The organism is Streptomyces glaucescens, assembly GCF_000761215.1.
GTDB classification, from domain to species: Bacteria; Actinomycetota; Actinomycetes; order Streptomycetales; family Streptomycetaceae; genus Streptomyces; species Streptomyces glaucescens_B.
The window spans coordinates 1516548-1539121 of sequence record NZ_CP009438.1 but is presented as its reverse complement, the minus strand read 5'-3'; the positions used below and the strand labels follow the sequence as shown (position 1 = coordinate 1539121).

General features: G+C 72.4%; 22 protein-coding genes. 18 read left to right on the top strand and 4 right to left on the bottom strand.

Features of this window, described 5'->3' with window-relative positions; genetic code table 11:
• Positions 1–43: 43 nt before the first annotated feature.
• Positions 44–793: a proteasome subunit alpha gene (gene prcA / locus SGLAU_RS06695; RefSeq protein WP_043499222.1), complete on the top strand. Its 750-nt coding sequence runs from the start codon at positions 44–46 to the stop codon at positions 791–793.
• A gap of 72 nt (positions 794–865) precedes the next feature.
• Here prcA and SGLAU_RS06690 read toward each other — a convergent pair whose 3' ends face one another.
• Positions 866–1882 carry a LacI family DNA-binding transcriptional regulator gene (locus SGLAU_RS06690; RefSeq protein ID WP_043499221.1) on the bottom strand — a complete coding sequence of 339 codons (1017 nt, stop codon included), beginning with the start codon at positions 1880–1882 and terminating at the stop codon, positions 866–868.
• A gap of 117 nt (positions 1883–1999) precedes the next feature.
• On the opposite strand from SGLAU_RS06690, the gene SGLAU_RS06685 reads away from it, so the two are divergent.
• The 17 genes from SGLAU_RS06685 (at position 2000) to SGLAU_RS06605 (ending at position 19380) form a co-directional block, all read left to right on the top strand.
• Positions 2000–3259 carry an MFS transporter gene (locus tag SGLAU_RS06685; RefSeq protein ID WP_043499220.1) on the top strand — a complete coding sequence of 420 codons (1260 nt, stop codon included), beginning with the start codon at positions 2000–2002 and terminating at the stop codon, positions 3257–3259.
• A 9-nt stretch (positions 3260–3268) separates the two neighbouring features.
• Positions 3269–4630: a Pup--protein ligase gene (gene pafA / locus SGLAU_RS06680; protein ID WP_043499219.1), complete on the top strand. Its 1362-nt coding sequence runs from the start codon at positions 3269–3271 to the stop codon at positions 4628–4630.
• 129 nt (positions 4631–4759) lie between these two features.
• A complete protein-coding gene (locus tag SGLAU_RS06675) occupies positions 4760–5761 on the top strand; it encodes an FKBP-type peptidyl-prolyl cis-trans isomerase (protein WP_043499217.1) in 1002 nt (333 codons plus the stop codon).
• Positions 5762–5872: 111 nt separating this feature from the next.
• A complete protein-coding gene (locus SGLAU_RS06670; protein ID WP_043499216.1) occupies positions 5873–6244 on the top strand; it encodes an FKBP-type peptidyl-prolyl cis-trans isomerase in 372 nt (123 codons plus the stop codon).
• A gap of 189 nt (positions 6245–6433) precedes the next feature.
• Positions 6434–7411 (top strand): helix-turn-helix transcriptional regulator, encoded by a 978-nt coding sequence (locus SGLAU_RS06665; protein WP_043499214.1) that lies wholly within the window; start codon positions 6434–6436, stop codon positions 7409–7411.
• A gap of 19 nt (positions 7412–7430) precedes the next feature.
• A complete protein-coding gene (locus SGLAU_RS06660) occupies positions 7431–8462 on the top strand; it encodes a helix-turn-helix transcriptional regulator (RefSeq protein WP_078957624.1) in 1032 nt (343 codons plus the stop codon).
• Positions 8459–8749, top strand: a complete 291-nt coding sequence (locus SGLAU_RS06655) for a hypothetical protein (protein WP_043499212.1) — start codon at positions 8459–8461, stop codon at positions 8747–8749. The genes SGLAU_RS06660 and SGLAU_RS06655 overlap by 4 nt, the downstream gene beginning before the upstream one ends.
• Before the next feature lie 10 nt (positions 8750–8759).
• Complete coding sequence (locus SGLAU_RS06650) at positions 8760–8954, top strand: hypothetical protein (protein WP_043499210.1); 195 nt, start codon at positions 8760–8762, stop codon at positions 8952–8954.
• A 260-nt stretch (positions 8955–9214) separates the two neighbouring features.
• Positions 9215–9499, top strand: coding sequence for a Sec-independent protein translocase subunit TatA (gene tatA, locus SGLAU_RS06645; RefSeq protein WP_043499207.1), 285 nt, complete (start codon positions 9215–9217; stop codon positions 9497–9499).
• Between the two features lie 47 nt (positions 9500–9546).
• On the top strand, positions 9547–10497 hold the full coding sequence (gene tatC / locus SGLAU_RS06640; protein ID WP_043499205.1) for a twin-arginine translocase subunit TatC: 951 nt from the start codon (positions 9547–9549) through the stop codon (positions 10495–10497).
• Positions 10498–10527: 30 nt separating this feature from the next.
• Positions 10528–11418, top strand: a complete 891-nt coding sequence (locus SGLAU_RS06635) for a diacylglycerol kinase (RefSeq protein ID WP_043499202.1) — start codon at positions 10528–10530, stop codon at positions 11416–11418.
• Between the two features lie 40 nt (positions 11419–11458).
• Positions 11459–14311 carry a DEAD/DEAH box helicase gene (locus tag SGLAU_RS06630; protein ID WP_043499199.1) on the top strand — a complete coding sequence of 951 codons (2853 nt, stop codon included), beginning with the start codon at positions 11459–11461 and terminating at the stop codon, positions 14309–14311.
• A 404-nt stretch (positions 14312–14715) separates the two neighbouring features.
• Positions 14716–16431, top strand: a complete 1716-nt coding sequence (locus tag SGLAU_RS35195; protein ID WP_159072768.1) for an ATP-binding protein — start codon at positions 14716–14718, stop codon at positions 16429–16431.
• Positions 16428–16838: a roadblock/LC7 domain-containing protein gene (locus tag SGLAU_RS06620; RefSeq protein WP_043499197.1), complete on the top strand. Its 411-nt coding sequence runs from the start codon at positions 16428–16430 to the stop codon at positions 16836–16838. The genes SGLAU_RS35195 and SGLAU_RS06620 overlap by 4 nt, the downstream gene beginning before the upstream one ends.
• Positions 16835–17230, top strand: a complete 396-nt coding sequence (locus SGLAU_RS06615; RefSeq protein WP_043499195.1) for a DUF742 domain-containing protein — start codon at positions 16835–16837, stop codon at positions 17228–17230. The genes SGLAU_RS06620 and SGLAU_RS06615 overlap by 4 nt, the downstream gene beginning before the upstream one ends.
• The gene (locus SGLAU_RS06610) at positions 17211–17831 is read left to right on the top strand and encodes a GTP-binding protein (protein WP_043499193.1); all 621 of its coding nucleotides are present in this window, start codon (positions 17211–17213) and stop codon (positions 17829–17831) included. The genes SGLAU_RS06615 and SGLAU_RS06610 overlap by 20 nt, the downstream gene beginning before the upstream one ends.
• Before the next feature lie 34 nt (positions 17832–17865).
• Positions 17866–19380, top strand: coding sequence for a cytochrome P450 (locus SGLAU_RS06605; RefSeq protein ID WP_043499191.1), 1515 nt, complete (start codon positions 17866–17868; stop codon positions 19378–19380).
• Here SGLAU_RS06605 and SGLAU_RS06600 read toward each other — a convergent pair.
• From SGLAU_RS06600 to SGLAU_RS06590, 3 genes are all read right to left on the bottom strand, one after another.
• Entirely contained in the window at positions 19374–20303 is a 930-nt protein-coding gene (locus SGLAU_RS06600) for an RluA family pseudouridine synthase (protein ID WP_043499189.1), read from the bottom strand. The genes SGLAU_RS06605 and SGLAU_RS06600 overlap by 7 nt on opposite strands.
• A gap of 67 nt (positions 20304–20370) precedes the next feature.
• Complete coding sequence (locus SGLAU_RS06595; RefSeq protein ID WP_043499188.1) at positions 20371–21225, bottom strand: siderophore-interacting protein; 855 nt, start codon at positions 21223–21225, stop codon at positions 20371–20373.
• Between the two features lie 151 nt (positions 21226–21376).
• Positions 21377–22306 carry a 5'-3' exonuclease gene (locus SGLAU_RS06590; RefSeq protein ID WP_244315321.1) on the bottom strand — a complete coding sequence of 310 codons (930 nt, stop codon included), beginning with the start codon at positions 22304–22306 and terminating at the stop codon, positions 21377–21379.
• Positions 22307–22574: the final 268 nt, after the last annotated feature.

Sequence of the window (22574 nt, the reverse complement as noted above, 5' to 3'; positions counted from 1 at the left end):
GTCAGGTGATCCAGTGACTTCCACAGAAAGGGACGGATAACCGGTGTCGACGCCGTTCTATGTCTCACCCCAGCAGGCCATGGCCGACCGGGCCGAGTACGCCCGCAAGGGCATCGCCCGCGGTCGCAGCCTGGTCGTCCTGCAGTACGCCGACGGCATCGTGTTCGTCGGTGAGAACCCGTCCCGCGCCCTGCACAAGTTCAGCGAGATCTACGACCGGATCGGCTTCGCCGCGGCCGGCAAGTACAACGAGTACGAGAACCTGCGCATCGGCGGCGTCCGCTACGCCGACCTGCGGGGCTACACCTACGACCGGGGCGACGTGACCGCGCGCGGCCTGGCGAACGTGTACGCGCAGACGCTGGGCACGATCTTCTCCAGCGCGGGCGAGAAGCCGTACGAGGTGGAGCTGGTCGTCGCCGAGGTGGGCGAGACGCCGGAGGGCGACCAGATCTACCGGCTGCCGCACGACGGCTCGATCGTGGACGAGCACGGCTCGGTCGCGGTCGGCGGCAACGCGGAGCTGATCAGCAGTTTCCTGGACCAGCGCCACCAGGACGGCATGACGCTGTCGGAGGCGCTGAAGCTGGCGGTCCAGGCGCTGTCCCGCGAGTCGAACGGCTCGCAGCGGGAGATCCCCGCCGAGCGCCTGGAGGTCGCGGTGCTGGACCGCACGCGTCCGCAGAAGCGGAAGTTCAAGCGGATCACCGGCGGCCAGCTCTCCCGGCTGCTGGCGGAGGGCACCACCACCCAGACGGAGAGCGAGTCCGCCGAGGACCCCGAGGGGGAGTAGCCCGCACAGGTACACCCCGTCTTCTCACCGCGCGAAGTGCCCCGGTCCGTGGAGGCCGGGGCACTCGGCGTCTCAGGGGGCCCCAGGCGGCGCCGTGGAGCCCCGTACGACCAGCTCCACGGGGATGTCCCCACGAGCGGGCGTGCGGCCCTCCAGGACGGCCAGCAGGGCCTGCATGCCGCGTTCGCCGAACAGCTCGGCGTCCAGGCGCACGGTGGTCAGCTCGGGGTCGATGGCGGTGGCCAGGGCGAGGTCGTCGAGGCCGGTGACGGAGAGGTCGTCGGGGATGCGCAGGCCCAGCCGGCGGGCCGCCTTGTAGACACCGGCGGCGAGCTTGTCGTCGTCGCAGACGACCGCGGTGGGACGCGCCCCCGGCGCGGCCAGCGCGGCCTCGGCGGCGGCCCGGGCCCCCTCGATGGAGATCGGCGCGGGTGCCGTGCGCACGGTGGTGCCGGGGACGGCGCCCACCCGCGCGGCCAGCTCCCGGGCGCGGATCTCGAAGGTCCACGAGGCGACGTCGGCCGCCAGGTGCAGGAAGCGGCGGTGGCCGAGCCCCAGCAGGTGCTCGGCGACCTGGCGCACGCCGTCGGTGATGTCGAGGTTGACGGTGGCCGCGCCCAGACTGCCGTCCGGGTCGCTGTCGAGCATCACCAGGGGAAGCTGGTCCCCGCGGATGGCGGACAGGGCGTCGGCGGCCATGGAGGAGGCGAGCACGCCGTCGAGGGCGGCCTGCGCCGAGGCGAACGGGTCGCGGGCGGGGCCGATGCCCTCGGGGGAGGGGTAGAGGACGACGCCGAAGCCGTGGGCGGCGGCGACCCGGGCGGCCCCGGTGTAGACCCCGGCGAAGAACTCGGTGGTGAGGGCGGGGACGACGAGCAGGACCGTGCGGGTGCGGCCGAGGCGCAGGTTGCGGGCGGCCAGGTTGGGCCGGTAGCCGAGCGTGCGGGCGGCCTCGCGGACCCGTTCGGCGGTGGCCGCGGAGACCCGGCCGCGCCACTTCTCGCCCAGCACGAGGGAGACGGCGGCCTGCGAGACCCCGGCGGCCTCGGCGACGTCGCGGCTCGTGGGGCGGGTGCTGGCTCGTGCCACCGTCGGGTGCTCCTCGGTAGGGATCGCGCCCGGGCTCCGCCTGGACGTGCGAACAGCGCACATGGTACGTATGACGGACGACGTTATACGTAAAACTTCAGCGGGAGGGCGGGGATCATGACCGCGGGATACCTGGAGATCCTCAGGACGAGGCACGCCGCCCGGCTGCTGACCGGCACGCTGGTGGGGCGGCTGCCGAACGCCACCGCCGCGATCGCCATCGTGCTGTTCGTCCGCGCCGAGGGCGGCTCCTACAGCCTCGCGGGGGCCCTGGCCGCCGTGTACGGCGTCGCCAACGCCGTCGGTCAGCCCCTGTTGGGCCGCCTGGTGGACCTCCACGGCCAGCCCCGGGTCCAGCTTCCCGCGGCCGCGCTGTCGGCCCTGGCCATGGCCCTCTTCGCCTTCGCGGGCACCGATCCGGCGCCCGTCGCCTACGCCGCGGTCGCCGCGTCCGGTCTGTTCACCCCGCCCCTGGAGGGCGGCCTGCGCGCCCTGTGGCCGTCCGTGCTGCGCAAGGAGGACCAGGTGCACACCGCGTACGCGATGGACGCCGTGGCCCAGGAGGTGATGTTCACCGTCGGACCGCTCCTGGTCACCCTGTGCACCTCCCTGTGGTCGGCCCGCGCCGCGCTGCTCGTGCTGAACGTGATCGGCCTCCTCGGGGCGCTGTCGGTGGTGGTGTCGCCGCCGTCGCGCGCGTGGCGCTCCGCTCCGCGGGAGGCCCACTGGCTGGGCGCCCTGCGCTCACCGGGGCTGCTCGCCCTGCTCGCCGCGTTCCTCTTCGTCGGCGTGGCGCTCGGCTCCATCACGGTCGCCGCGATGTCGTACGCCGACGGCCACGGCGGTGACGCGGTCTACGGCTGGCTGATGGCCGCCCTGGGCCTGGGCGCGCTGGCCGGCGGCGCCGTCTACGGGGCGCGGCAGTGGGCCGGCGCCCCCGAGCGGCGACTGCGGGTGCTGGTGGCTCTCCTGGCGGTCTGTTACCTGCCGCTCACGCTGACGCCGGGCCCGGTCCCGATGACGGCGCTGGCGGCGCTGTCCGGAGTGTTCCTGGCCCCCGCCATCGCCTGCGCGTTCGTCATCGTCGACCGGCACGCCCCGGCCGGCACGGTCACCGAGGCGTTCTCCTGGCTGGTGACCACGTTCACGGTGGGCGCCTCGGTCGGAACCGGGCTGGCCGGACCGGTCGTCGAGTGGGGCGGAGCGCTGTGGGGCTTCGCGGTGCCGGGCGCCGCCGGCGGGGTGTCGCTGCTGGTCCTGGTCGCCACGGGGCGGGTCCTCGCAGCTCCCGCGCGCACCGCGGTCGTTGCGTCTTCATCGGAAAATGATCCGAATCGTGCTGCCGAACCCCGTTTCAGTTCGGGGGATCGGGCGTAATGTTCAGTCATGGACCGCCGCATTTTCGGGCTGGAGAACGAGTACGGCGTCACGTGCACGTTCAGGGGACAGCGCCGTCTGTCGCCTGACGAGGTGGCGCGGTACCTCTTCCGCCGTGTCGTGTCATGGGGCCGCAGCAGCAATGTGTTTCTGCGGAACGGTGCCCGCCTCTATCTCGACGTGGGCTCCCACCCGGAATACGCGACACCCGAATGTGACAACGTGATCGAACTCGTCACTCACGACAAGGCCGGCGAGCGTATTCTCGAAGGTCTCCTGGTGGACGCGGAACGACGCCTGCACGAGGAGGGAATCGCGGGCGACGTCTACCTCTTCAAGAACAACACCGACTCGGCGGGCAACTCCTACGGCTGCCACGAGAACTATCTGGTGGCCCGGCACGGGGAGTTCTCGCGGCTCGCGGACATCCTCATCCCGTTCCTCGTCACCCGGCAGCTGCTGTGCGGCGCCGGCAAGGTGCTGCAGACGCCGCGCGGTGCGGTGTACTGCGTCAGCCAGCGGGCCGAGCACATCTGGGAGGGCGTCTCCTCGGCGACGACCCGCTCCCGGCCGATCATCAACACGCGCGACGAGCCGCACGCGGACGCCGAGCGCTACCGCCGCCTGCACGTGATCGTGGGCGACTCCAACATGTCCGAGACGACGATGCTGCTGAAGGTCGGCGCCACCGACCTGGTGCTGCGCATGATCGAGGCGGGCACCGTGATGCGGGACCTGACCCTGGAGAACCCGATCCGGGCGATCCGCGAGGTCAGCCACGACATCACCGGCCGCCGCAAGGTGCGCCTGGCCAGCGGCCGGGAGGCGTCGGCGCTCGAGGTGCAGCGGGAGTACTACGAGAAGGCCCTCGACTTCTGCGAGCGGCGCGGCATCCGCACCGGTACGGTGGAGCGGGTGCTGGAGCTGTGGGGCCGCACGCTGGAGGCGATCGAGAGCGAGGACCTCGACCGGATCGACACCGAGATCGACTGGGTCATGAAGTACAAGCTCATCGAGCGGTACCGGGCCAAGCACAACATGACCATGTCGCACCCGCGGGTCGCCCAGATAGACCTCGCCTACCACGACATCCACCGCCGCCGCGGTCTCTACTACCTGCTGGAGAAGAAGGGCCAAGCCACCCGGATCTGCAACGACTTGAAGATCTTCGAGGGCAAGTCGGTTCCGCCGCAGACCACTCGGGCCCGGCTGCGCGGCGACTTCATCCGGCGGGCGCAGGAACAGCGCCGGGACTTCACCGTCGACTGGGTCCATCTGAAGCTGAACGACCAGGCGCAGCGCACCGTGTTGTGCAAGGACCCGTTCCGTTCGGTGGACGACCGGGTGGAGAAGCTGATCGCCGGAATGTGACCCAGGGCGTCCGGCACCGCTCGCCGGAACGCCACACGGGCGCCGTACGTTACCCGTACGGCGCCCTTCTCACGCCGTAGAGTTGCGCGCACGCCATCCGCAAGATCGACCGATTACGAGGCTCCCACCGTGCGCCGACGCTCACTCATGATTGCCGTTCCCGCCGGACTGGTCACGCTCGCCGGGTGCGGCGACGACAAGGCCGATTCGAGCAAGGCCAGCGACAGCGCTTCGCCGACCGCGCCGGCCACCTCCGCCGCGCCGTCGCCGAAGATCGTCGACGGTCCGCTGCCGGCGATCACCGCGGGCACCGGGTTCGACGAAAAGCCGACCGTGGCCAAGGGCAGCGGCGCCCCGTCGAAGGACCTCGCGGTGAAGACGGTGGTGGCGGGCGGCGGCCGGACCGTCGCGGAGGGCGACTACATCCAGGCGAACTACCTGGGGCAGATCTGGGACACCGCGAAGGTGTTCGACAACAGCTACGACCGCAAGACCCCGCTGGTCATCCAGCTGTCCCAGGGCAGCATCATCGACGGCTGGCGCTATGCGCTGACCGGGAAGAAGCTGGGCAGCCGGGTCCAGTTCTCGGTCCCGCCGGCCCTGGGGTACGGCGAGCAGGGCCAGTCCCAGGCGGGCATCAAGGGCACCGACACACTGGTCTTCGTCGTGGACCTCCAGGGCACCTTCAACGCCACGAGCTCCGCCAAGGGCACCGAGGTCGCGCAGGACGACGCGAACCTGCCGAAGGTCGGCACCAACACCGACGGCAAGGCGCCGTCCGTCGAGGTCCCGAAGACGGACCCGCCGAAGAAGCTCGTGGCGAACTACGTCATCGAGGGCGACGGCGCCGAGGTCGGCGCCCAGGACAGCGTCCTGGTGCAGTACAAGGGCGTGCAGTGGACCGACGGCAAGGAGTTCGACTCCACGTACGGCCGCAAGGCGCTGACCTCCTTCTCCCTCCAGCAGGTCGTCAAGGGCTGGTCGCAGGGGCTGACCGGCAAGAAGGTCGGCAGCCGCGTGCTGATCGTGGTCCCGCCGGACCTGGGCTACGGCGACAACCCGCCGGAGGGCAGCGGCATCGCCAAGGGCGCCACGCTGGTGTTCACGGTGGACGTGCTCGCCAAGATGTGAGCCCCGCCCCGCCCCGCGCACCGGCCCCGCGGGAGTGGCTGGTCACGGCCGCACCGGATGGGATGAAAGACTGGGCGCGTTACTGGTCGTACACACGCAGGAGCCACAGACGTGAGCATCGATAAGCCCGAGATCGACTTCCCGGGCGGCGAGCCCCCGGCGGACCTGGAGATCAAGGACATCTGGGTGGGCGACGGCCCCGAGGCCCAGGCCGGTCAGACCGTCACCGTGCACTACGTGGGCGTCGCCTTCAGCACGGGCGAGGAGTTCGACGCGAGCTGGAACCGCGGCACCCCGTTCCGCTTCCCGCTGGGCGGCGGGCGCGTCATCAAGGGCTGGGACCTCGGCGTGCAGGGCATGAAGGTCGGCGGCCGCCGCCAGCTGACCATCCCGGCCCACCTCGCCTACGGCAACCAGAGCCCCACCCCGGCCATCAAGCCCGGTGAGACCCTGATCTTCGTGGTCGACCTCCTCGGGGTCTGACCGTCGCGGCGGAGTCACTGAGGGATCCGGAGACGTTCCGATCGTCGTACGGGCCACGTGCGAGATCCGACCGGTTCCGATCATCCGGGGCCCATGCCCGCCCGGGCATGGGCCCTCGGCTTTTGCCGCGGCGCCCCTGAGCGGTACGGTCGTCGCTCGGAAGCACCATAGGGAAGGCGAAGGGCGTCGATGGCCATTGCCAAGGCCGAGCGGCTGATGAACCTGGCGCTGTGCCTGCTGGGGACACGGCGGCCGCTCAGCAAGCGCGAGCTGCGCGATTCCATCGAGGCGTACGTCGAGGCCTTCGGGCCGGGAAAAGGCGGGTCCGGCTCCGAGGACTCCTTCAACCGCATGTTCGAGCGGGACAAGGACGACCTGCGTGAGCTGGGGCTCGTGATCGAGACCGTCGAGAACCTCGACGGCGAGGTCGGCTACCTCGCCCGCCGTGACAGCAACCGCCTCCCGCCCATCACCCTGGACGCCGAGGAGGCCGCCGCCCTGGGCCTGGCCGCCAAGGTGTGGCAGCAGGCCCGGCTGGCCGGAGCGGCCAGCGGCGCCCTGCAGAAGCTGCGCGCGGCCGGGCTCCCGGAGGACGTCGACCCGTACGAGGCGCACGGCGCCCTGGAACCGCGCATCCCCGTGCACGAGGCCGCCTTCGAGCCGCTGATGCTCGCCTGCCGCGACCGCCGCCCCGTCGTCTTCGAGTACCGCAAGGCCAACGCCGCCCGCCCCGAGACCCGGCAGGTCGAACCGTGGGCGCTGGAGTGCTGGCGCGGCCACTGGTACCTGGCGGGCTGGGACCGCGACCGGGGTGCCGAGCGGGTCTTCCGGCTGTCCCGGATCACCGGCAAGGTGCGCTCGCGCGGCGCGCGGTTCACCGCCCCGGTCCCCGACGTCGTCACCGTGCGCGAGACCGTGGCCGGCTGGGCCGGCGAGATCGCCGACCGCAGCGCCCGCATCCGGCTGCGCTCCGGCGCCGGCTACCCCCTGCGGGCCAAGGCCACCTCGGTGCGGGAACTCGGCGACGGCTGGGACGAGTTGGAGATTCCGTACGGGCACGGACTGGATGCCTGGCTGGTGGAGTTCGGCCCGGACGTGGTGGTCCTCGAGCCCGCCGAGCTGCGCGCCGACGTGGTGGACCGGCTGCGCGCCGTCGCCGAGGGCTGAGGGAGAGCGGGAACAGACAGTGGCAGGCAAACCGGTCAGGCCCGTGAACGCCATCGACCAGACCCGGCGGATGCTCTCCCTGGTGACGTACCTGAAGGAGCGCCCCGGCGCCCGGATCGAGGACGTGGCCCGCGCCTTCGGCATCAGCGAGGAGGAGCTGGTCTCCGACCTCGACGTGCTGCCCATGTGCGGCACCAGCTTCCGCGGCGGCGACCTGCTCGACATCGACACCGACGGCGAGCGCATCTGGTGGCACAACCCCGCCGCCCTCGGCGCGGAGGCCGCCGAGCCGCTGCGGCTCGCCGCCGACGAGGCGACCGCGCTGCTCGTTGCCGCCCGCGCGGTGGCCACCCTGCCGGGCCTGCGCGAGAGCGACCGCCAGGCGCTGCTGCGGGCCACCGCCAAGGTGGAGACCGCGGCCGGCGAGGCGGCGGGCGCCAGCTCCCGGCTGTCGGTGACCTTCGAGTCCGAGGGCGGGGTCTTCGCCGACGTCGACCGGGCGATCTCCGAGCGCCGCCGCCTGTGGATCCGCTACTACTCACCGGCCCGCGACGAGGTCACCGAGCGCGAGATCGACCCGATCCGGCTGGTCAGCGTCGGCCACACCTATGTCGAGGCGTGGTGCCGGCGCTCCGAGGCTCGGCGCACCTTCCGGCTCGACCGGGTCGCCGAGATCAAAATCCTCGACGAGCCGTCCGCGCCGCCGGAGATCGAGCTGCGGGACCTGTCGGAGGGGCTGGTGCAGCCGGCCGCCGAGGACCCGGAGGTCGTCGTCGAGGTCGGGCCGGGCGGCCGCTGGGTCGCCGAGTACTACCCGCACGACAGCGCCGAGGAGCTGCCCGACGGCGGTCTGCGGATCACGCTGCGCACGCCCGACCCGGCCTCGCTGCGCCGTCTCGCGCTGCGCCTCGGCCGCGACGGCCGGATCGTCGCCCCGGCCGAGCTGGCCGACAGCGCCCGCCGGGCCGCCCGCGACGCGCTGGCGGCGTACGCGGGCCTCGCGGACCGCGTCCCCGGCGAGCCCTTCGGCAGGCAGGAGCAGGAACGGTGAACGAGTCGGCGTCCGGTGGGCGCGGCGTGCCGGCGGCGGGCGCGATCGCCGGCCTGCGCGGGGTCACCCCGGTGGTGTTCCGGGCGGGCTGCCCGGACTGCCGGGGCCGCTTCGAACTCACCGCGAGCGCCCTGCGGCTGGCGATCGGCGCCAGCCGCCGTACCACCTTCTACTCCTTCACCTGCCCCGAGTGCGGCGCGGCCGTGCGCAAGCCCGCGGGGGAGCGGATCGTCGAACTGCTCACCGGCGGCGGCGTGCGGACGCTGCGGCTCCACTCGACCGTCTAGGCTCGGCGTCATGTTCTGGCCGATGTTCGCGATCGCTGTGGGTTTCCTGGGTCTCGCCGTCCTCGGCGTGCTGGCCGTACGGGTCTTCGTGGAGGCCCAACGCCTCGGCCGGCAGGTGGCCGAGTCGACGCGGCGCATCAACCGGGCCGCCGAGGACCTGGAGCGGGCCGCGGTCAGCACGGCGCGGTCCGTCGACGCGCTGTGAGGGGCGCCGCGCGCCTCCTGCGGCCGCGGCGGGTTCATGTGCTTTGGGCCGCTTCGCCCTGTCGGCCTGCCCCGCCCGGCAGGTACCCTGCTGGTCGCGGTCCGGAAAACGAGGCCCGGACGCGAACCGGGAGGACGCACGGGGATTGCCGGACGTTTACCCCTGAGCGTTACGATCGCTGCCAGCACGGTCGTTCGGACACCCGTCCGACCGGTCGGACAGCCACCCACCCACCCGCCTCGGTGAGAAGGTAAAAGCTTATGTTCGGAGGAAAGCTCGGAGCCCCCGAGATTATTCTCATCCTCGTCGTCATCATCCTGCTCTTCGGCGCGAAGAAGCTTCCGGACATGGCCCGCTCGCTCGGCAAGTCCGCGCGCATCCTCAAGAGCGAGGCCAAGGCGATGAAGGAGGACGGGAAGTCCTCCGCGCCGGCCGACCCGCCGCACACCACCGACGACTCCGCGCAGCGCGTCATCCAGGCCGCACCCGGTGACGTGTCCAGCTCCCGCCCGGTCACCGAGCCGACGGACACGACCAAGCGCTGACGCAGGGCCGGTGACCTCCGGCCCGCCGCACGAGATGGGAACGTGGGTTGCTGAAGTCTGCCCGCAAGAAGGAGAAGGATCCCGAGGGGCGGATGCCCCTCGCGGAGCACCTCCGTGAGCTCCGCAACCGGCTCGCGAAGGCACTGCTGGCGATCGTGGCCGTCACGGTCGTCGCCGCCTTCTTCTACAACGACATCATCAACTTCTTCACCGAGCCGATCCTGGAGTCGGTCGGCTGCGAGCAGACCTTCGAGGAACTGGCGAAGGCCGGCGAGAACGCCGATCCGTGCGCGAACATCACGATCAACGGCCTGCTCACACCGTTCACGCTCGCGCTGAAGGTGTCCCTGATGGCCGGTGTCGTCCTGGCCGCGCCGATCTGGCTGTACCAGCTGTGGGCGTTCGTCGCGCCCGGTCTGCACAAGCACGAGAAGAAGTACGCGTACGCGTTCGTCGGCACGGGCTTCCCGCTCTTCCTGGGCGGTGCGTTCTTCGCCTACAAGCTGCTGCCCACCACCGCCGAGGTACTGATCGAGTTCACCCCGTTCGGCGTGGACAACCTGCTGCCGCTGGACGACCTGCTCGACCTCGTGACCCGCATGGTCGTCGTCTTCGGCCTCTCCTTCGAACTGCCGCTGCTGCTGGTCATGCTCAACCTCACCGGCGCCATCTCCGGCAAGCGGATGGCCGGCTGGTGGCGCGGCATGATCATGGGCATCACGGTCTTCGCGGCCATCGCCACCCCCAGCACCGACCCGGTCTCCATGCTCGGGCTCGCCGGTCCGATCTGGGTCCTGTACTTCGCCGCGGTCGGGTTCTCGCTCGTCAACGACGCCCGTCGCCGGCGCCGCGAGGCCCTGGGCCCCGCCGACGACGAGGCCTCCGAGCTGGACCTGACCCCCGAGGACATCGGCGAGGTCGAGGCGGTCGCCGCCGCCCCCGCGCTGCCCGAGCAGGCGACCAGGGACCGGGTCAACGGTTATGACGACGTGACCTGAGGACCCCCGCCCAGCTCATAGGGTCGCTTCGTGACCTGTGAGATCACTCTCTTCGTCAATCCCACCGCGGGCCGCGGCCGGGGCGCCCGCGCGGCGCAGCCGGCCGCTTCCGCGTTGCGGGAGGCCGGCTTCTCGGTACGGACGGTCCTCGGCGAGAACGCCGAGGACGCCCTCAGTCGTGCGCGTGCCGCCGTCGCCGCGGGCACCGGCGCGCTGATCGCCGTCGGCGGGGACGGCATGGCGGGCCTGGCGCTCCAGGCCGTCGCCGGCACCGGCACCCCGCTCGGCCTGGTCGCCGTCGGCACCGGGGACGACTTCGCCCGCGCCCTCGGCCTGCCCGTGCGCAGCCCGGCCGCCGCCGGCCGGCTGATCGCCGACGCGCTCAAGGGCGGCCGGCTGCGCGACATCGACCTCGGCCGGGTCGGGGACCGCTGGTTCGGCACCGTCCTCGCCTCCGGCTTCGACTCCCGGGTCAACGACCGGGGCAACCGGATGCGCCGGCCCGCGGGCCGCCTCAAGTACGACCTGGCGATGCTCGCCGAGCTGGCCGCGTTCCGGCCGTTCCCGTACCGGATCACCTTCGACGACGGCGCCGTGCACGAGGTCGAGGCGACGCTGGTGGCGGTCGGCAACGGATCCTCCTACGGGGGCGGGATGCGCATCTGTCCCGGGGCGGACCTGACCGACGGGCTCTTCGACGTCACCGTCGTCGGGGACTGCTCCCGGCGGACGCTGCTGCGGGTCTTCCCGGCCGTGTACCGGGGCGGGCACGTCGACCACCCCAAGGTCACCGTGCACCGGGCGGCGAAGGTCGAGATCGCGGCGGAGGGCATCACCGGCTACGCGGACGGCGAACCGCTGGGAGCGCTGCCGCTGACCGCGCGCTGCGTTCCCGCCGCGGTCCGGGTGGTGGGCCCCTGAGCTGGGGGTATCACCGAATTCACAGGATCGGCTCCGGATAATGATCGTCCTGTTGTCAGTGCGGCCCGGTACGCTCGAAAGCACGATGACACAGGACCTCTCACCGGCCGAGCGGTACGCGGCAGCCCGCAGGCGGGCAGCCGAGCAGGCCACCGCGCTCGCGTCCTTCCGCGAGATGTACGACTTCGGCCTCGACCCCTTCCAGATCGAGGCGTGCCGGGCCCTGGAGGCGGGAAAGGGCGTGCTGGTCGCGGCACCCACCGGCTCCGGCAAGACGATCGTGGGCGAGTTCGCCGTCCACCTCGCCCTCCAGCAGGGCAAGAAGTGCTTCTACACGACCCCCATCAAGGCGCTGTCGAACCAGAAGTACAACGACCTGTGCCGACGTTACGGCACCGCGAAGGTCGGCCTGCTGACCGGCGACAACAGCGTCAACTCCGACGCCCCGGTGGTCGTGATGACCACCGAGGTGCTGCGGAACATGCTGTACGCGGGCTCGCAGACCCTCCTGGGCCTCGGCTACGTGGTCATGGACGAGGTGCACTACCTCTCCGACCGCTTCCGCGGCGCGGTCTGGGAAGAGGTGATCATCCACCTGCCCGAGTCCGTGACGCTGGTGTCGCTGTCGGCGACCGTCTCCAACGCGGAGGAGTTCGGCGACTGGCTGGACACCGTGCGCGGCGACACCGAGGTGATCGTCTCCGAGCACCGGCCCGTGCCGCTGTTCCAGCACGTGCTCGCCGGGCGGCGGATGTACGACCTGTTCGAGGAGGGCGAGGGCCACAAGAAGGCCGTCAACCCCGACCTCACCCGCATGGCGCGCATGGAGGCGAGCCGGCCGTCCTTCCCGGACCGCCGGCGCGGCCGGGCGATGCGCGAGGCCGACCGGGAGCGGGAGCGCCGCCAGCGCTCGCGCGTCTGGACGCCGAGCCGTCCCGAGGTGATCGAGCGGCTGGACGCCGAGGGGCTGCTCCCCGCGATCACCTTCATCTTCAGCCGCGCCGCCTGCGAGGCCGCCGTCCAGCAGTGCCTGTACGCGGGACTGCGGCTCAACGACGAGGAGGCGCGCCACCGGGTGCGGGCGCTCGTGGAGGAGCGCACCGCCTCCATCCCGCGCGAGGACCTGCACGTGCTCGGCTACTACGAGTGGCTGGAGGGCCTGGAGCGCGGGATCGCCGCCCACCACGCGGGCATGCTGCCGACCTTCAAGGAGGTCGTCGAGGAGCTGTTCGTCCGCGGGCTGGTGAAGGCGGTCTTCGCCACCGAGACGCTGGCGCTGGGCATCAACATGCCGGCCCGCTCGGTGGTGCTGGAGAAGCTGGTCAAGTGGAACGGCGAGCAGCACGCCGACATCACCCCCGGTGAGTACACCCAGCTGACCGGCCGGGCCGGACGGCGCGGCATCGACGTCGAGGGCCACGCCGTGGTGCTGTGGCAGCGCGGGATGAGCCCCGAGCACCTGGCCGGACTCGCGGGCACCCGCACCTATCCGCTGCGCTCCAGCTTCAAGCCGTCGTACAACATGGCGGTCAACCTGGTCGAGCAGTTCGGGCGGCACCGCTCGCGTGAGCTGCTGGAGACCTCGTTCGCCCAGTTCCAGGCCGACAAGTCGGTCGTCGGCATCTCCCGTCAGGTGCAGCGCAACGAGGAGGGCCTGGAGGGCTACAAGAGCTCCATGACCTGCCACCTCGGCGACTTCGAGGAGTACGCGCGACTGCGGCGCGAGCTGAAGGACCGCGAGACCGAGCTGGCGCGGCAGGGCGCGTCGCAGCGGCGGGCCGAGGCCGCCGTGGCGCTGGAGCGGCTGAAGCCCGGTGACGTCATCCACGTGCCGACCGGCAAGTACGCCGGGCTGGCGCTGGTGCTCGACCCGGGCCTGCCCGCCGGGCGCTCCAACGGCCACCGCGGACTGGAGCACCACGACGGGCCGCGCCCGCTGGTGCTCACCGCCGAGCGGCAGGTCAAGCGGCTGGCGGCGATCGACTTCCCGGTCCCGGTGGAGCCGCTGGAGCGGATGCGCATCCCGAAGTCCTTCAACCCCCGCTCCCCGCAGTCCCGCCGGGACCTGGCGTCCGCGCTGCGCACCAAGGCCGGGCACATTACGCCCGAGCGGCACCGCAAGCGGCGCTCCGAGGCCGCCGACGACCGGGAGATCGCCCGGCTGCGGGCGGCCCTGCGGGCGCACCCGTGCCACGGCTGCAACGACCGCGAGGACCACGCCCGCTGGGCCGAGCGGTACCACCGGCTGCTGCGGGACACCAAGCAGCTGGAACGCCGCATCGAGGGGCGGACGAACACCATCGCGCGCACCTTCGACCGGATCGTGGCGCTGCTGACCGAGCTCGACTACCTGCGCGACGACGAGGTCACCGAGCACGGCAGGCGGCTCGCCCGGCTCTACGGTGAACTCGACCTGCTGGCCAGCGAGTGCCTGCGGGCCGGCGTCTGGGAGGGCCTGGGCCCGGCGGAACTCGCCGCGTGCGTCTCGGCGTTGGTGTACGAGGCGCGGGTCGGCGACGACGCGCTCGCGCCGAAGCTGCCGTCCGGCAACGCGAAGGCCGCGCTCGGCGAGATGGTGCGGATCTGGGGACGGCTGGACGCCCTGGAGGAGGACTACCGCATCAGCCAGACCGAGGGCGTCGGGCAGCGCGAGCCCGATCTCGGGTTCGCCTGGGCCGCGTACATGTGGGCCTCCGGCAAGGGCCTCGACGAGGTGCTGCGCGAGGCGGAGATGCCGGCCGGGGACTTCGTGCGGTGGTGCAAGCAGGTGATCGACGTGCTGGGGCAGATCCAGGCGGCGGCGCCCGCGGAGGGGTCCACCGTGCCCAAGGCCGCGCGCAAGGCGGTCGAGGGGCTGCTGCGAGGGGTTGTCGCCTACTCGTCGGTGGGCTGACCGCCCCGGGCGCGGGCGGGAAGCGCCCGGCCGCCGCCGTCCGCGCGGCGGGGCTGCGTCGCGACACGGCCCGCGCCTCTCGACCCGGTTGTCGCTCCGGCACATGAGCCGTTCACCCCTTCGGGTGGACGGCTTTCGTGTGCCCGCGCGATGTGACGTGGTGTGCTCGGATGATCTCGGTCCGTGCAAATGGAGCCGAGCGTACCCCGTGACCGCGGCCCGTTTCAGGCGGTCGCCGAATATGACACGGCGATGATCCGGCCGGACTAGGCTCGCCCGCGGCGCACCGAGTTGCACTGGATTCGTGCGCTTGTTCCCCATCGTCCCGAACAGCCGGACATTTCCATGACTCTTCCCCTCGCAAGCTCGCCCGACTCCCCGCCGATTCGCTTCGAAGGCCCCACATGGTGAGTGTTCAGACCCCGCCCGGTCCACGCGAACTCCCTTACGGCCGTGTGCTGTTGCCGCCGGCCATAGTCATGGCGGCGGCGACCGGGGCCGCCGTCGCCGTGGTGGCGCACCCCGCCCGGCTCGCGGTCGGACTGGTCGGCGGCATCGCCACCCTGCTGGTCCTCGTGACGGCCGCCGAAGCCGCCCGGCGCGACCGCGCCTTCCACCGCCGGCAGGCCGAACAGGCCCGGCGCGGCGCGTACCTGGAGCAGCTCCTCGCCGAACAGGACCAGCTCATCGGCCGCATGACCAAGGAGGCACTGCCCCGCTCGATCCGGCTGCTGCGCGGCGGCCTCCCGACCCGGGAGGTGCTGGAACGCCTGGTCAGGACCGAGCCCGCCTGCCGCGACCTGCGCAGACCGCACACCGACCTGCTGCAGGCGGTGCTGAAGGCGGTGGAGAGCGAGGTCACCCAGCGCTCGGGTGCCCAGCAGTCCTTCGTCCACGTCGCCCAGCGGGTGCAGGCCATCGTCCACCAGCAGGCCAAGGAACTCCGCGAGATGGAGGAGGACCACGGCCGCAACCACGAGGTCTTCCAGGACCTGCTGCGCATCGACCACGGCAACGCCCTGATCGGCCGGCTCGCCGACTCGGTGTCCGTCCTCGGCGGCGGCCGGCCGGGCCGTCAGTGGCCGCTGCCCGTGGCGCTGTACAGCGTGCTGCGCGGCGCCATGTCCCGGATCCTCGAGTACAAGCGCATCGAGCTGGAGGCCATCGCCAAGGTCAACATCAGGGGCATCTCGGTCGAGCCGGTCATCCACGCCTGCGCCGAACTCCTCGACAACGCCACCCGTTACTCGCCGCCGCAGACCCAGGTGCACGTCTCCGCGCACGAGGTGCAGTACGGCGTCGCCATCGAGATCGAGGACTGCGGCCCCCCGCTCAACGAGGAATCCCGCGAGCGCCTCGAGGAACTGATGGCCATGGCCGCGGAAGGCACCGACCTGGAGGTCATCGAGGACGTGCCGCGGCTGGGCTTCGCCGTCGTCGGCCGGCTGTGCAGGCAGTACGACATGCAGATCTCGCTGCGCTCCTCGGCGTACGGCGGTCTGCGGGCGGTGCTCGTGGTGCCGCGGATCATGATGACCGACGAGCCCGGCGTGCTCGGCTTCGTGCCGCACGGGATCGGCGCCCAGTCCGTGGCCCCGCGCCCGCCCGGCTCGGTCGAGGGACCCAAGCGCAAGCCCAAGGTCCGTCGCCCCACCAACCCGAAGATCCCCGCCACGGTGTCCATGGAGGACGACGTCCCCGTGGTCACCGAGTGGACGGAGAACGGCCTGCCGCAGCGCCGCAGCCGGGTGAAGACCTCGCTCACCCAGCAGCTGATCGACGAGGCGGCCTGGGACCAGGCCGTGAAGGAGGCGGCCGAGCGCGCCGCGAACGCCCACCGGATCAGGGACAACCCGTGGCTGACGCCCGACCCCGAACCGGAGCCGGAGGCGGAGCCCGCACCGGAGCCGGAGCCCGAACCGGAGCCGGAGAAGGAGGAGCGGCCCCTGCCGGGCATGTGGGTCGAGGCCTTCTACGAGGGGCTGAAGAAGGACAACCCGGGTGACCCCACCGGGTTCACCCGCAACCCCGCCGCCTACCAGCACCTGCTCAAGGAAAACCAGCCGAACCGGAGTGAGACGGCCCGTGACGGGGCCGGCGACGAGGGGGACCCCACGTGATTCAGCAGCGAGGCAACATCGACTGGATGCTCCGCGATCTCGTCGACGGCACCCTCGGCATCGAGATGATCGTCGTGCTGTCCGCCGACGGGCTGCGCATCGCCCGCCACGGCGGTGACCCGGACGCCGCCGACCGCGTCGCCGCGGCCTGCGCCGGGATGCAGAGCCTGGCCCACGCCCTGACCGCCGAGATCGAGGCCAGCGAGAAGGGCGAGATGCGGCTGCTGCTGATGGAGGTGGACGGCGGCTACTTCTACCTGATGAACGCCGGCGACAACGCCTACATCGCCGTCCTCTCCGACATCCGCACCGAGCCCGGGCTGATGAGCGGGCGGATGCGCGACCTCATCGTGCGGCTCGGCACCCACCTCACGAGTCCGCCCCGGCGGAACGGGCAGACCGTATGACGCCTCCGCGACGCCGGCGGCGCCACCCCGGACGGGAACCGGATCCCGCACCGCGCAAGGAGGGCGAGGGCCGCAACCCCGAACGGCTGTTCCTGATCGGTGAGGGGAACGACGGTGCCGCCGGCCTCGACCTGGTGACGTTGATCGTGACGCGCGCCGAACCCCCCGGCTCCCTGCCGCCGGAGCAGGCGGCGGTGCTGCGGCTGTGCGAGACCCCGCTCTCCGGCGCCGAGCTGTCCGCCTACCTCCAACTGCCGTTCAGTGTGGTGTCCGTGCTGCTCGCCGAGCTGCTGGCGGCCGGACTGGTGCAGGCGCGCGCCCCGATCGTCCGGCAGGCGCTCCCTGACCGTTCCCTCCTCGAAGCGGTGATGCATGGACTTCAAAGGCTCTGACACCGTTCCCGGCCCCCGCGCCGAGGACCGGCTGCCGCACACGGCCCAGGCCGCCGTGAAGCTCGTGATCGCGGGCGGGTTCGGGGTCGGCAAGACCACCATGGTCGGGTCGGTCAGCGAGATCCGGCCGCTGACCACCGAGGAGACCATGACGCAGGCCGGGATCGGGGTCGACGACGACTTCGGCTCCGAGACCAAGTCCGCCACCACCGTGGCGATGGACTTCGGCCGGATCAGCGTCTCCGACAAGCTGGTGCTGTACCTGTTCGGCACCCCCGGCCAGGAGCGGTTCTGGTTCCTGTGGAACGGCCTGTTCGAGGGCGCGCTCGGCGCGGTCGTCCTCGTCGACACCCGCCGCCTGGAGGTCAGCTTCGATGTGATGGGACGCCTGGAGGAGCGCGGCGTGCCGTTCGTGGTCGCCGTCAACGCCTTCCCGGACGCGCCCCGTTACCCCCTGGAGCAGCTGCGCACGGCGCTCGACCTGGCGGCGGACGTCCCCATCATCGAGTGCGACGTCCGCCGCCGGGCCTCCAGCCGCGACGTCCTGATGACCCTGATGCGCTTCCTGCACACCCTCGCCCTGACCGGCCGGCTCTCCTGACGGCCGGCCCAAGACGCCTGGAGAGCGACACACCGTGACGTCAGACATCCCCACCCGCACCGGTACGGACGACCTCGCCCTCGCCCCACCTCCCGGCTGCCCCGCGCACGGGCTCGACGGCGGCGCGCTGACCCGGCTCCACGGCCCCCGGCCGCTGGACCTGCGTTCCCTGTACGAGGACCTGCGCGAGGAGCACGGTCCGGTGGCCCCCGCGCTGCTCCATGACGACGTGCCGATCTGGGTGGTCCTCGGCCACGCGGAGAACCTGCGGCTGGTGGGCACGCCCGCGCTGTTCAGCCGGGACAGCCGGATCTGGACCCCGCTCGTGGAGGGCAGGGTCAAGCCCGACCACCCGCTGATGCCGCACATCGCCTGGCAGCCCATCTGCTCGCACGCGGAGGGCGACGAGCACCGGCGGCTGCGCGGGGCGGTCACCCACGCCATGCGGCCGATCAACTACCGGATCCTGCGCCGCGCCGTCTACCGGCACGCCCAGGCACTGGTCAACGAGTTCTGCGAGCGGGGCGAGGCCGACCTGGTCAACGAGTACTCCGAGTACCTGCCGATGGCGGTGATGTGCGACCTCCTGGGCATGCCGACGGAGTACGACGACCGGATCGTGCACGCGGCCCGCGACATGCTCAAGGGCACCGAGACCGCGATCGCCAGCAACGCCTACATCACGGAGGCGCTCGCCCGGCTGACCGCCCGCCGCCGGGCCGAGCCGGGCGAGGACATCGCCGGGCTGCTCGTGTCGCACGAGTGGGGGCTGACCGACGACGAGGTCAGGGAGCACCTGCGGGTGGTGCTGATCGCGGCGTACGAGGCCACGGCCAACCTGCTCGCCAACGCCCTGCGCATGGTCCTCACCCACCCGGGGTTCCGGGCTCAGCTCAACGGCGGCCAGATGACCGTCGGGCAGGCGGTGGAACAGTCGCTGTGGGACGAGCCGCCGTTCAGCACGGTCTTCGCGTACTTCGCCAAGCAGGACACCGAACTCGGCGGCCGGCGGATCCGCAAGGGCGACGGGCTGCTGTTCGCGCCCGCGCCCGGCAACGTCGACCCCCGGGTGCGGCCCGACCTGAAGGCCGGCATGCGGGGCAACCGCTCCCATCTCGCCTTCGGCGGCGGCCCGCACGAGTGCCCCGGCCAGGACATCGGCCGGGTCATCGCCGACGTCGGCGTCGACGCGCTGCTGCGACGGCTGCCGGACGTACGGCTCGACTGCGAGGAGGACGAGCTGGAGTGGCGGGAGTCCATCGCCTCCCGCCATCTGGTGGAGCTGCCGGTGCGGTTCGCGACCCGTCCGCAGCAGGACGTGGAGCAGATGCCGAGTCACACGCCGAACCCGCTGGAGGGGCCGTCCTGGGAGCCGCCGCCCGCGGAGCCGGTGCCCAGCCCGTCGGCCGCGCCCGCCCCGCGGTCCGGGCCGGAGCCCGAGCCCGGGCCGCAGCCGCAGCCGCAGTCGCAGCCCGAGCCCGAGCCCGGGCCGCGTCCCGCGCAGCGCAGTGCCTGGCAGCGGTTCCTGCGCTGGTGGCGCGGCTACTGACCGGGCCAGGCGGCGAGCGTCCGGGTGCTGCGGAAGCGGTGTGCCGTCCCCGTCACCGGATCGGTGAACTCCAGCTTGCTCGCCAGCAGTTGCAGCGGGTCGCGGAAGTCGCCGGCCGGGACGGGTCCGGCCACCACCGGATAGAGCGGGTCACCGAGGATGGGCAGCCCCAGCGCGTTCATGTGCACCCGCAGCTGATGGGTCTGGCCGGTGCCGGGCACCAGCCGGTACCGGCCCAGGCCGGCCCGGTGTTCGAGCAGTTCGACGCGGCTGACCGCGTTCGGCTCGCCCGGCACCTCGACGGCGGTGAGCGAGCCGCGTTCCTTGACGATCCGGCTGCGCACGGTCCGCGGCAGGGTGAGCGCCGGATCGTAGGGCGCGACCGCCTCGTACTCCTTGCGCACCAGCCGGTCCCGGAACAGCGTCTGGTACGCGCCCCGTTCCTGCGGGCGCACGGTGAACAGCACCAGCCCGGCCGTGAGCCGGTCCAGCCGGTGCGCCGCGCCGAGCGTCGGGATGCCCAGCTCGCGGCGGAGCCGGGCGAGCGCGGTCTCGGCGACGTGGCTGCCGCGCGGAGTGGTGGCCAGGAAGTGCGGCTTGTCGACGACGACGATGTGCTCGTCGCGGTGCACGATCCGCAGCGGGAACGGCACCGGGACCTCCACGGGCAGCTCCCGGTGGAACCACACGTACATCCCGGGCCGGTACGGGGCGTCGGCGGGCACCGCGGCGCCGTCCGCCCCGACGATCCGCCCGGCGTCGAACATCTCGTCGACGACGCCGGGCCCGGCGCCCGACAGCCGCTCCACCAGATGGTCGCGGACGGTGGCCCAGGGCCCCTCGGCGGGCAGGCGCACCCGCACCGGGTCGATCCCCTGGCGCTGGGGCAGCGGGGCGGGCGGAACAGGGGTCCTGCGTCTCATCGCGGTCCAGCGTAGGCGCTTCCGGCCGGGACGGTTCCCGCGCCCGCGGGCTGGGCGGGGGAACGGGTCACGCGGCGGACGCGCCCACGTTCTCCTGTTCCGCCTCGATCCGGGCGTTCCACTCCCGCTTGGCGGCCTGCCAGCCGTCCTCGTTGTGGCCGAGGCGCCAGTAGCCGGAGACGGACAGGTCCTCACGGGGGATCCGGTGCTCGACGCGCAGCAGCCGGCGCAGCTCCTTCACACAGGCGGCCTCGCCGTGCACGAACGCGTGCACCCGCCGGCCCTCCGGGAAGGGCAGCGCGCGCACGGCCTCGACCAGGGCCTGGCCCACCGGCCGGTCGCCCCGGTGCAGCCAGACGACGTCCACGTCGCAGGCGATCTTCTGCTCCTCCACGGGCCCGGCCACCTCCACGAACGCCCGGACCTCGGCGCCGTCGGGCAGTGCCTCCAGGGTGGCCGCGATGGCGGGCAGCGCGCTCTCGTCACCGGCGAGGAGGTGCCAGTCGGCGTCCGGGTCGGGGGCGTAGGCGCCGCCGGGGCCCAGGAAGCGGAGGGTATCGCCCGGCCGGGCGCGCATCGCCCAGGGGCCGGCCAGCCCCTCGTCGCCGTGCAGCACGAAGTCCAGGGTGAGCTCGCGCAGCTCGGGGTCCCACGCCCGCACCGTGTACGTCCGGGTCACCGGCCACTGGTCGCGGGGGAGTTCCTCGCGGATCCGCTCCAGGTCGAACGGCTCCGGGTAGGTGATGCCCTCGGCCGGCGGGAACAGCAGTTTCACGTAGTGGTCGGTGTGGGTGCCCGCGGTGAAGGCGGCGAGCCCGGGGCCGCCGAGCACCACGCGCTGCATGTGCGGGGTGAGCCGTTCGGTGCGGACGACCCGTGCCGAGTGGGCCTTCCGCGGCTTCCTGGCCGGACGTTCTGCCATGACGGCCTCCCTGATCCCTCAACTTAGGCTTGCCTAAGTTAGCATTCCCGCCGCTCGGCCCGCACCACTCCATGCCGGTCGCACATGCGCGTCGCCTCCGGGAGCACGCGCCGGGCGCCGGCGCGGCGTCCCGGCGAGCGACCGGGTACCCTCAGGCGCCCAGAGTCATCAGCAGGCGCCGCAGGGAACCACCCAGCCCCCACCGCTCGCCGATCGCCTCGACCGCCTCGGGGTCGCGCGGGGCGCGCGGCAGGGCGGTGTCGACCTCGGGCAGCGGGACGTCGCCGGCGACCCGGACCACCTTCGGGGCGACCGCCAGGTACGGCCGGGCCTCCGTCAGCCGCCTGCGCTGCGCCGGCGTGAGCCTGGCGCGCGGGTCCTCCACGGCCGCGAGGATCCCCGCCAGGTCGCCGAACTCGGCGAGCAGCTTGGCGGCCGTCTTCTCGCCGATGCCGGCCACGCCCGGCAGCCCGTCGCTCGGGTCGCCGCGCAGCAGCGCCAGGTCCGCGTACCCGCCGCCGTCCACGCCGTACTTCTCGCGCAGCCACGCCTCATCGGTGATCTGCAGGGTGCCGACGCCCTTGAGCGGATACAGCACGCGCACCCCGCGCGCGTCGTCCACCAGCTGGTACAGGTCGCGGTCGCCGGTGACGATGTCCACCGGACCGGTGGCGCGGGCGGTGAAGGTGCCGATGACGTCGTCCGCCTCGTACCCCTCGACGCCCACCCGGGCGATGCCGAGCGCGTCGAGCACCGCCTCGATGACCGGGACCTGCGGGGACAGGGTGTCCGGCACCTCCTCCTGGTCCGGGCCCGCCGGGCGCTCCTCGGCGACGCGGTGCGCCTTGTAGGAGGGGATCAGGTCGACCCGCCACTTCGGGCGCCAGTCGGCGTCCATGCAGGCCACCAGGTGCGCGGGACGGTGGTCCTTGACCAGCCGGTCGATGAACTCCAGCAGGCCGCGCACGGCGTTCACCGGCGTGCCGTCCGGGGCCTTCACGGACTCCGGCACACCGAAGTAGGCGCGGAAGTAGAGCGAGGCGGTGTCGAGGAGCATCAGTCGTCCGGTCACGCCTCGCATCATGCCGTACGCCACCGACAGGCGGGTCCGCGCCGGCGACGCGTTGCGTCCCGCGCCTCCCCGGTGAACCGGCCCGCTTGCCGTGGCCGGGCGGCCCGGGCAGGGGCCGCCCCGGAGGTGGCCTGACGGACCCGGCCGCCCGGGCGAGGGCGGGCCACACGACGCGGTGCGGCCCGCCCCTTTCGTGTACGGCGGACGTACGAGAGGGATTCGGACAACCACACAGCGCTACGCCCATGCCCCGGCGGGACCCGGCGGCGGCCAGGAA

What these genes read in the sequence shown, in the direction of transcription:
- SGLAU_RS06685 (WP_043499220.1), top strand. Translation starts at nt 2,000, where the DNA reads ATGACCGCGGGATACCTGGAGATCCTCAGGACGAGGCACGCCGCCCGG.
- pafA (WP_043499219.1), top strand. Translation starts at nt 3,269, where the DNA reads ATGGACCGCCGCATTTTCGGGCTGGAGAACGAGTACGGCGTCACGTGC.
- SGLAU_RS06665 (WP_043499214.1), top strand. Translation starts at nt 6,434, where the DNA reads ATGGCCATTGCCAAGGCCGAGCGGCTGATGAACCTGGCGCTGTGCCTG.
- SGLAU_RS06650 (WP_043499210.1), top strand. Translation starts at nt 8,760, where the DNA reads ATGTTCTGGCCGATGTTCGCGATCGCTGTGGGTTTCCTGGGTCTCGCC.
- tatA (WP_043499207.1), top strand. Translation starts at nt 9,215, where the DNA reads ATGTTCGGAGGAAAGCTCGGAGCCCCCGAGATTATTCTCATCCTCGTC.
- SGLAU_RS06630 (WP_043499199.1), top strand. Translation starts at nt 11,459, where the DNA reads ATGATCGTCCTGTTGTCAGTGCGGCCCGGTACGCTCGAAAGCACGATG.
- SGLAU_RS35195 (WP_159072768.1), top strand. Translation starts at nt 14,716, where the DNA reads ATGGTGAGTGTTCAGACCCCGCCCGGTCCACGCGAACTCCCTTACGGC.
- SGLAU_RS06615 (WP_043499195.1), top strand. Translation starts at nt 16,835, where the DNA reads ATGACGCCTCCGCGACGCCGGCGGCGCCACCCCGGACGGGAACCGGAT.
- SGLAU_RS06610 (WP_043499193.1), top strand. Translation starts at nt 17,211, where the DNA reads ATGGACTTCAAAGGCTCTGACACCGTTCCCGGCCCCCGCGCCGAGGAC.
- SGLAU_RS06600 (WP_043499189.1), bottom strand. Translation starts at nt 20,303, where the DNA reads ATGAGACGCAGGACCCCTGTTCCGCCCGCCCCGCTGCCCCAGCGCCAG.
- SGLAU_RS06595 (WP_043499188.1), bottom strand. Translation starts at nt 21,225, where the DNA reads ATGGCAGAACGTCCGGCCAGGAAGCCGCGGAAGGCCCACTCGGCACGG.
- SGLAU_RS06590 (WP_244315321.1), bottom strand. Translation starts at nt 22,306, where the DNA reads ATGCGAGGCGTGACCGGACGACTGATGCTCCTCGACACCGCCTCGCTC.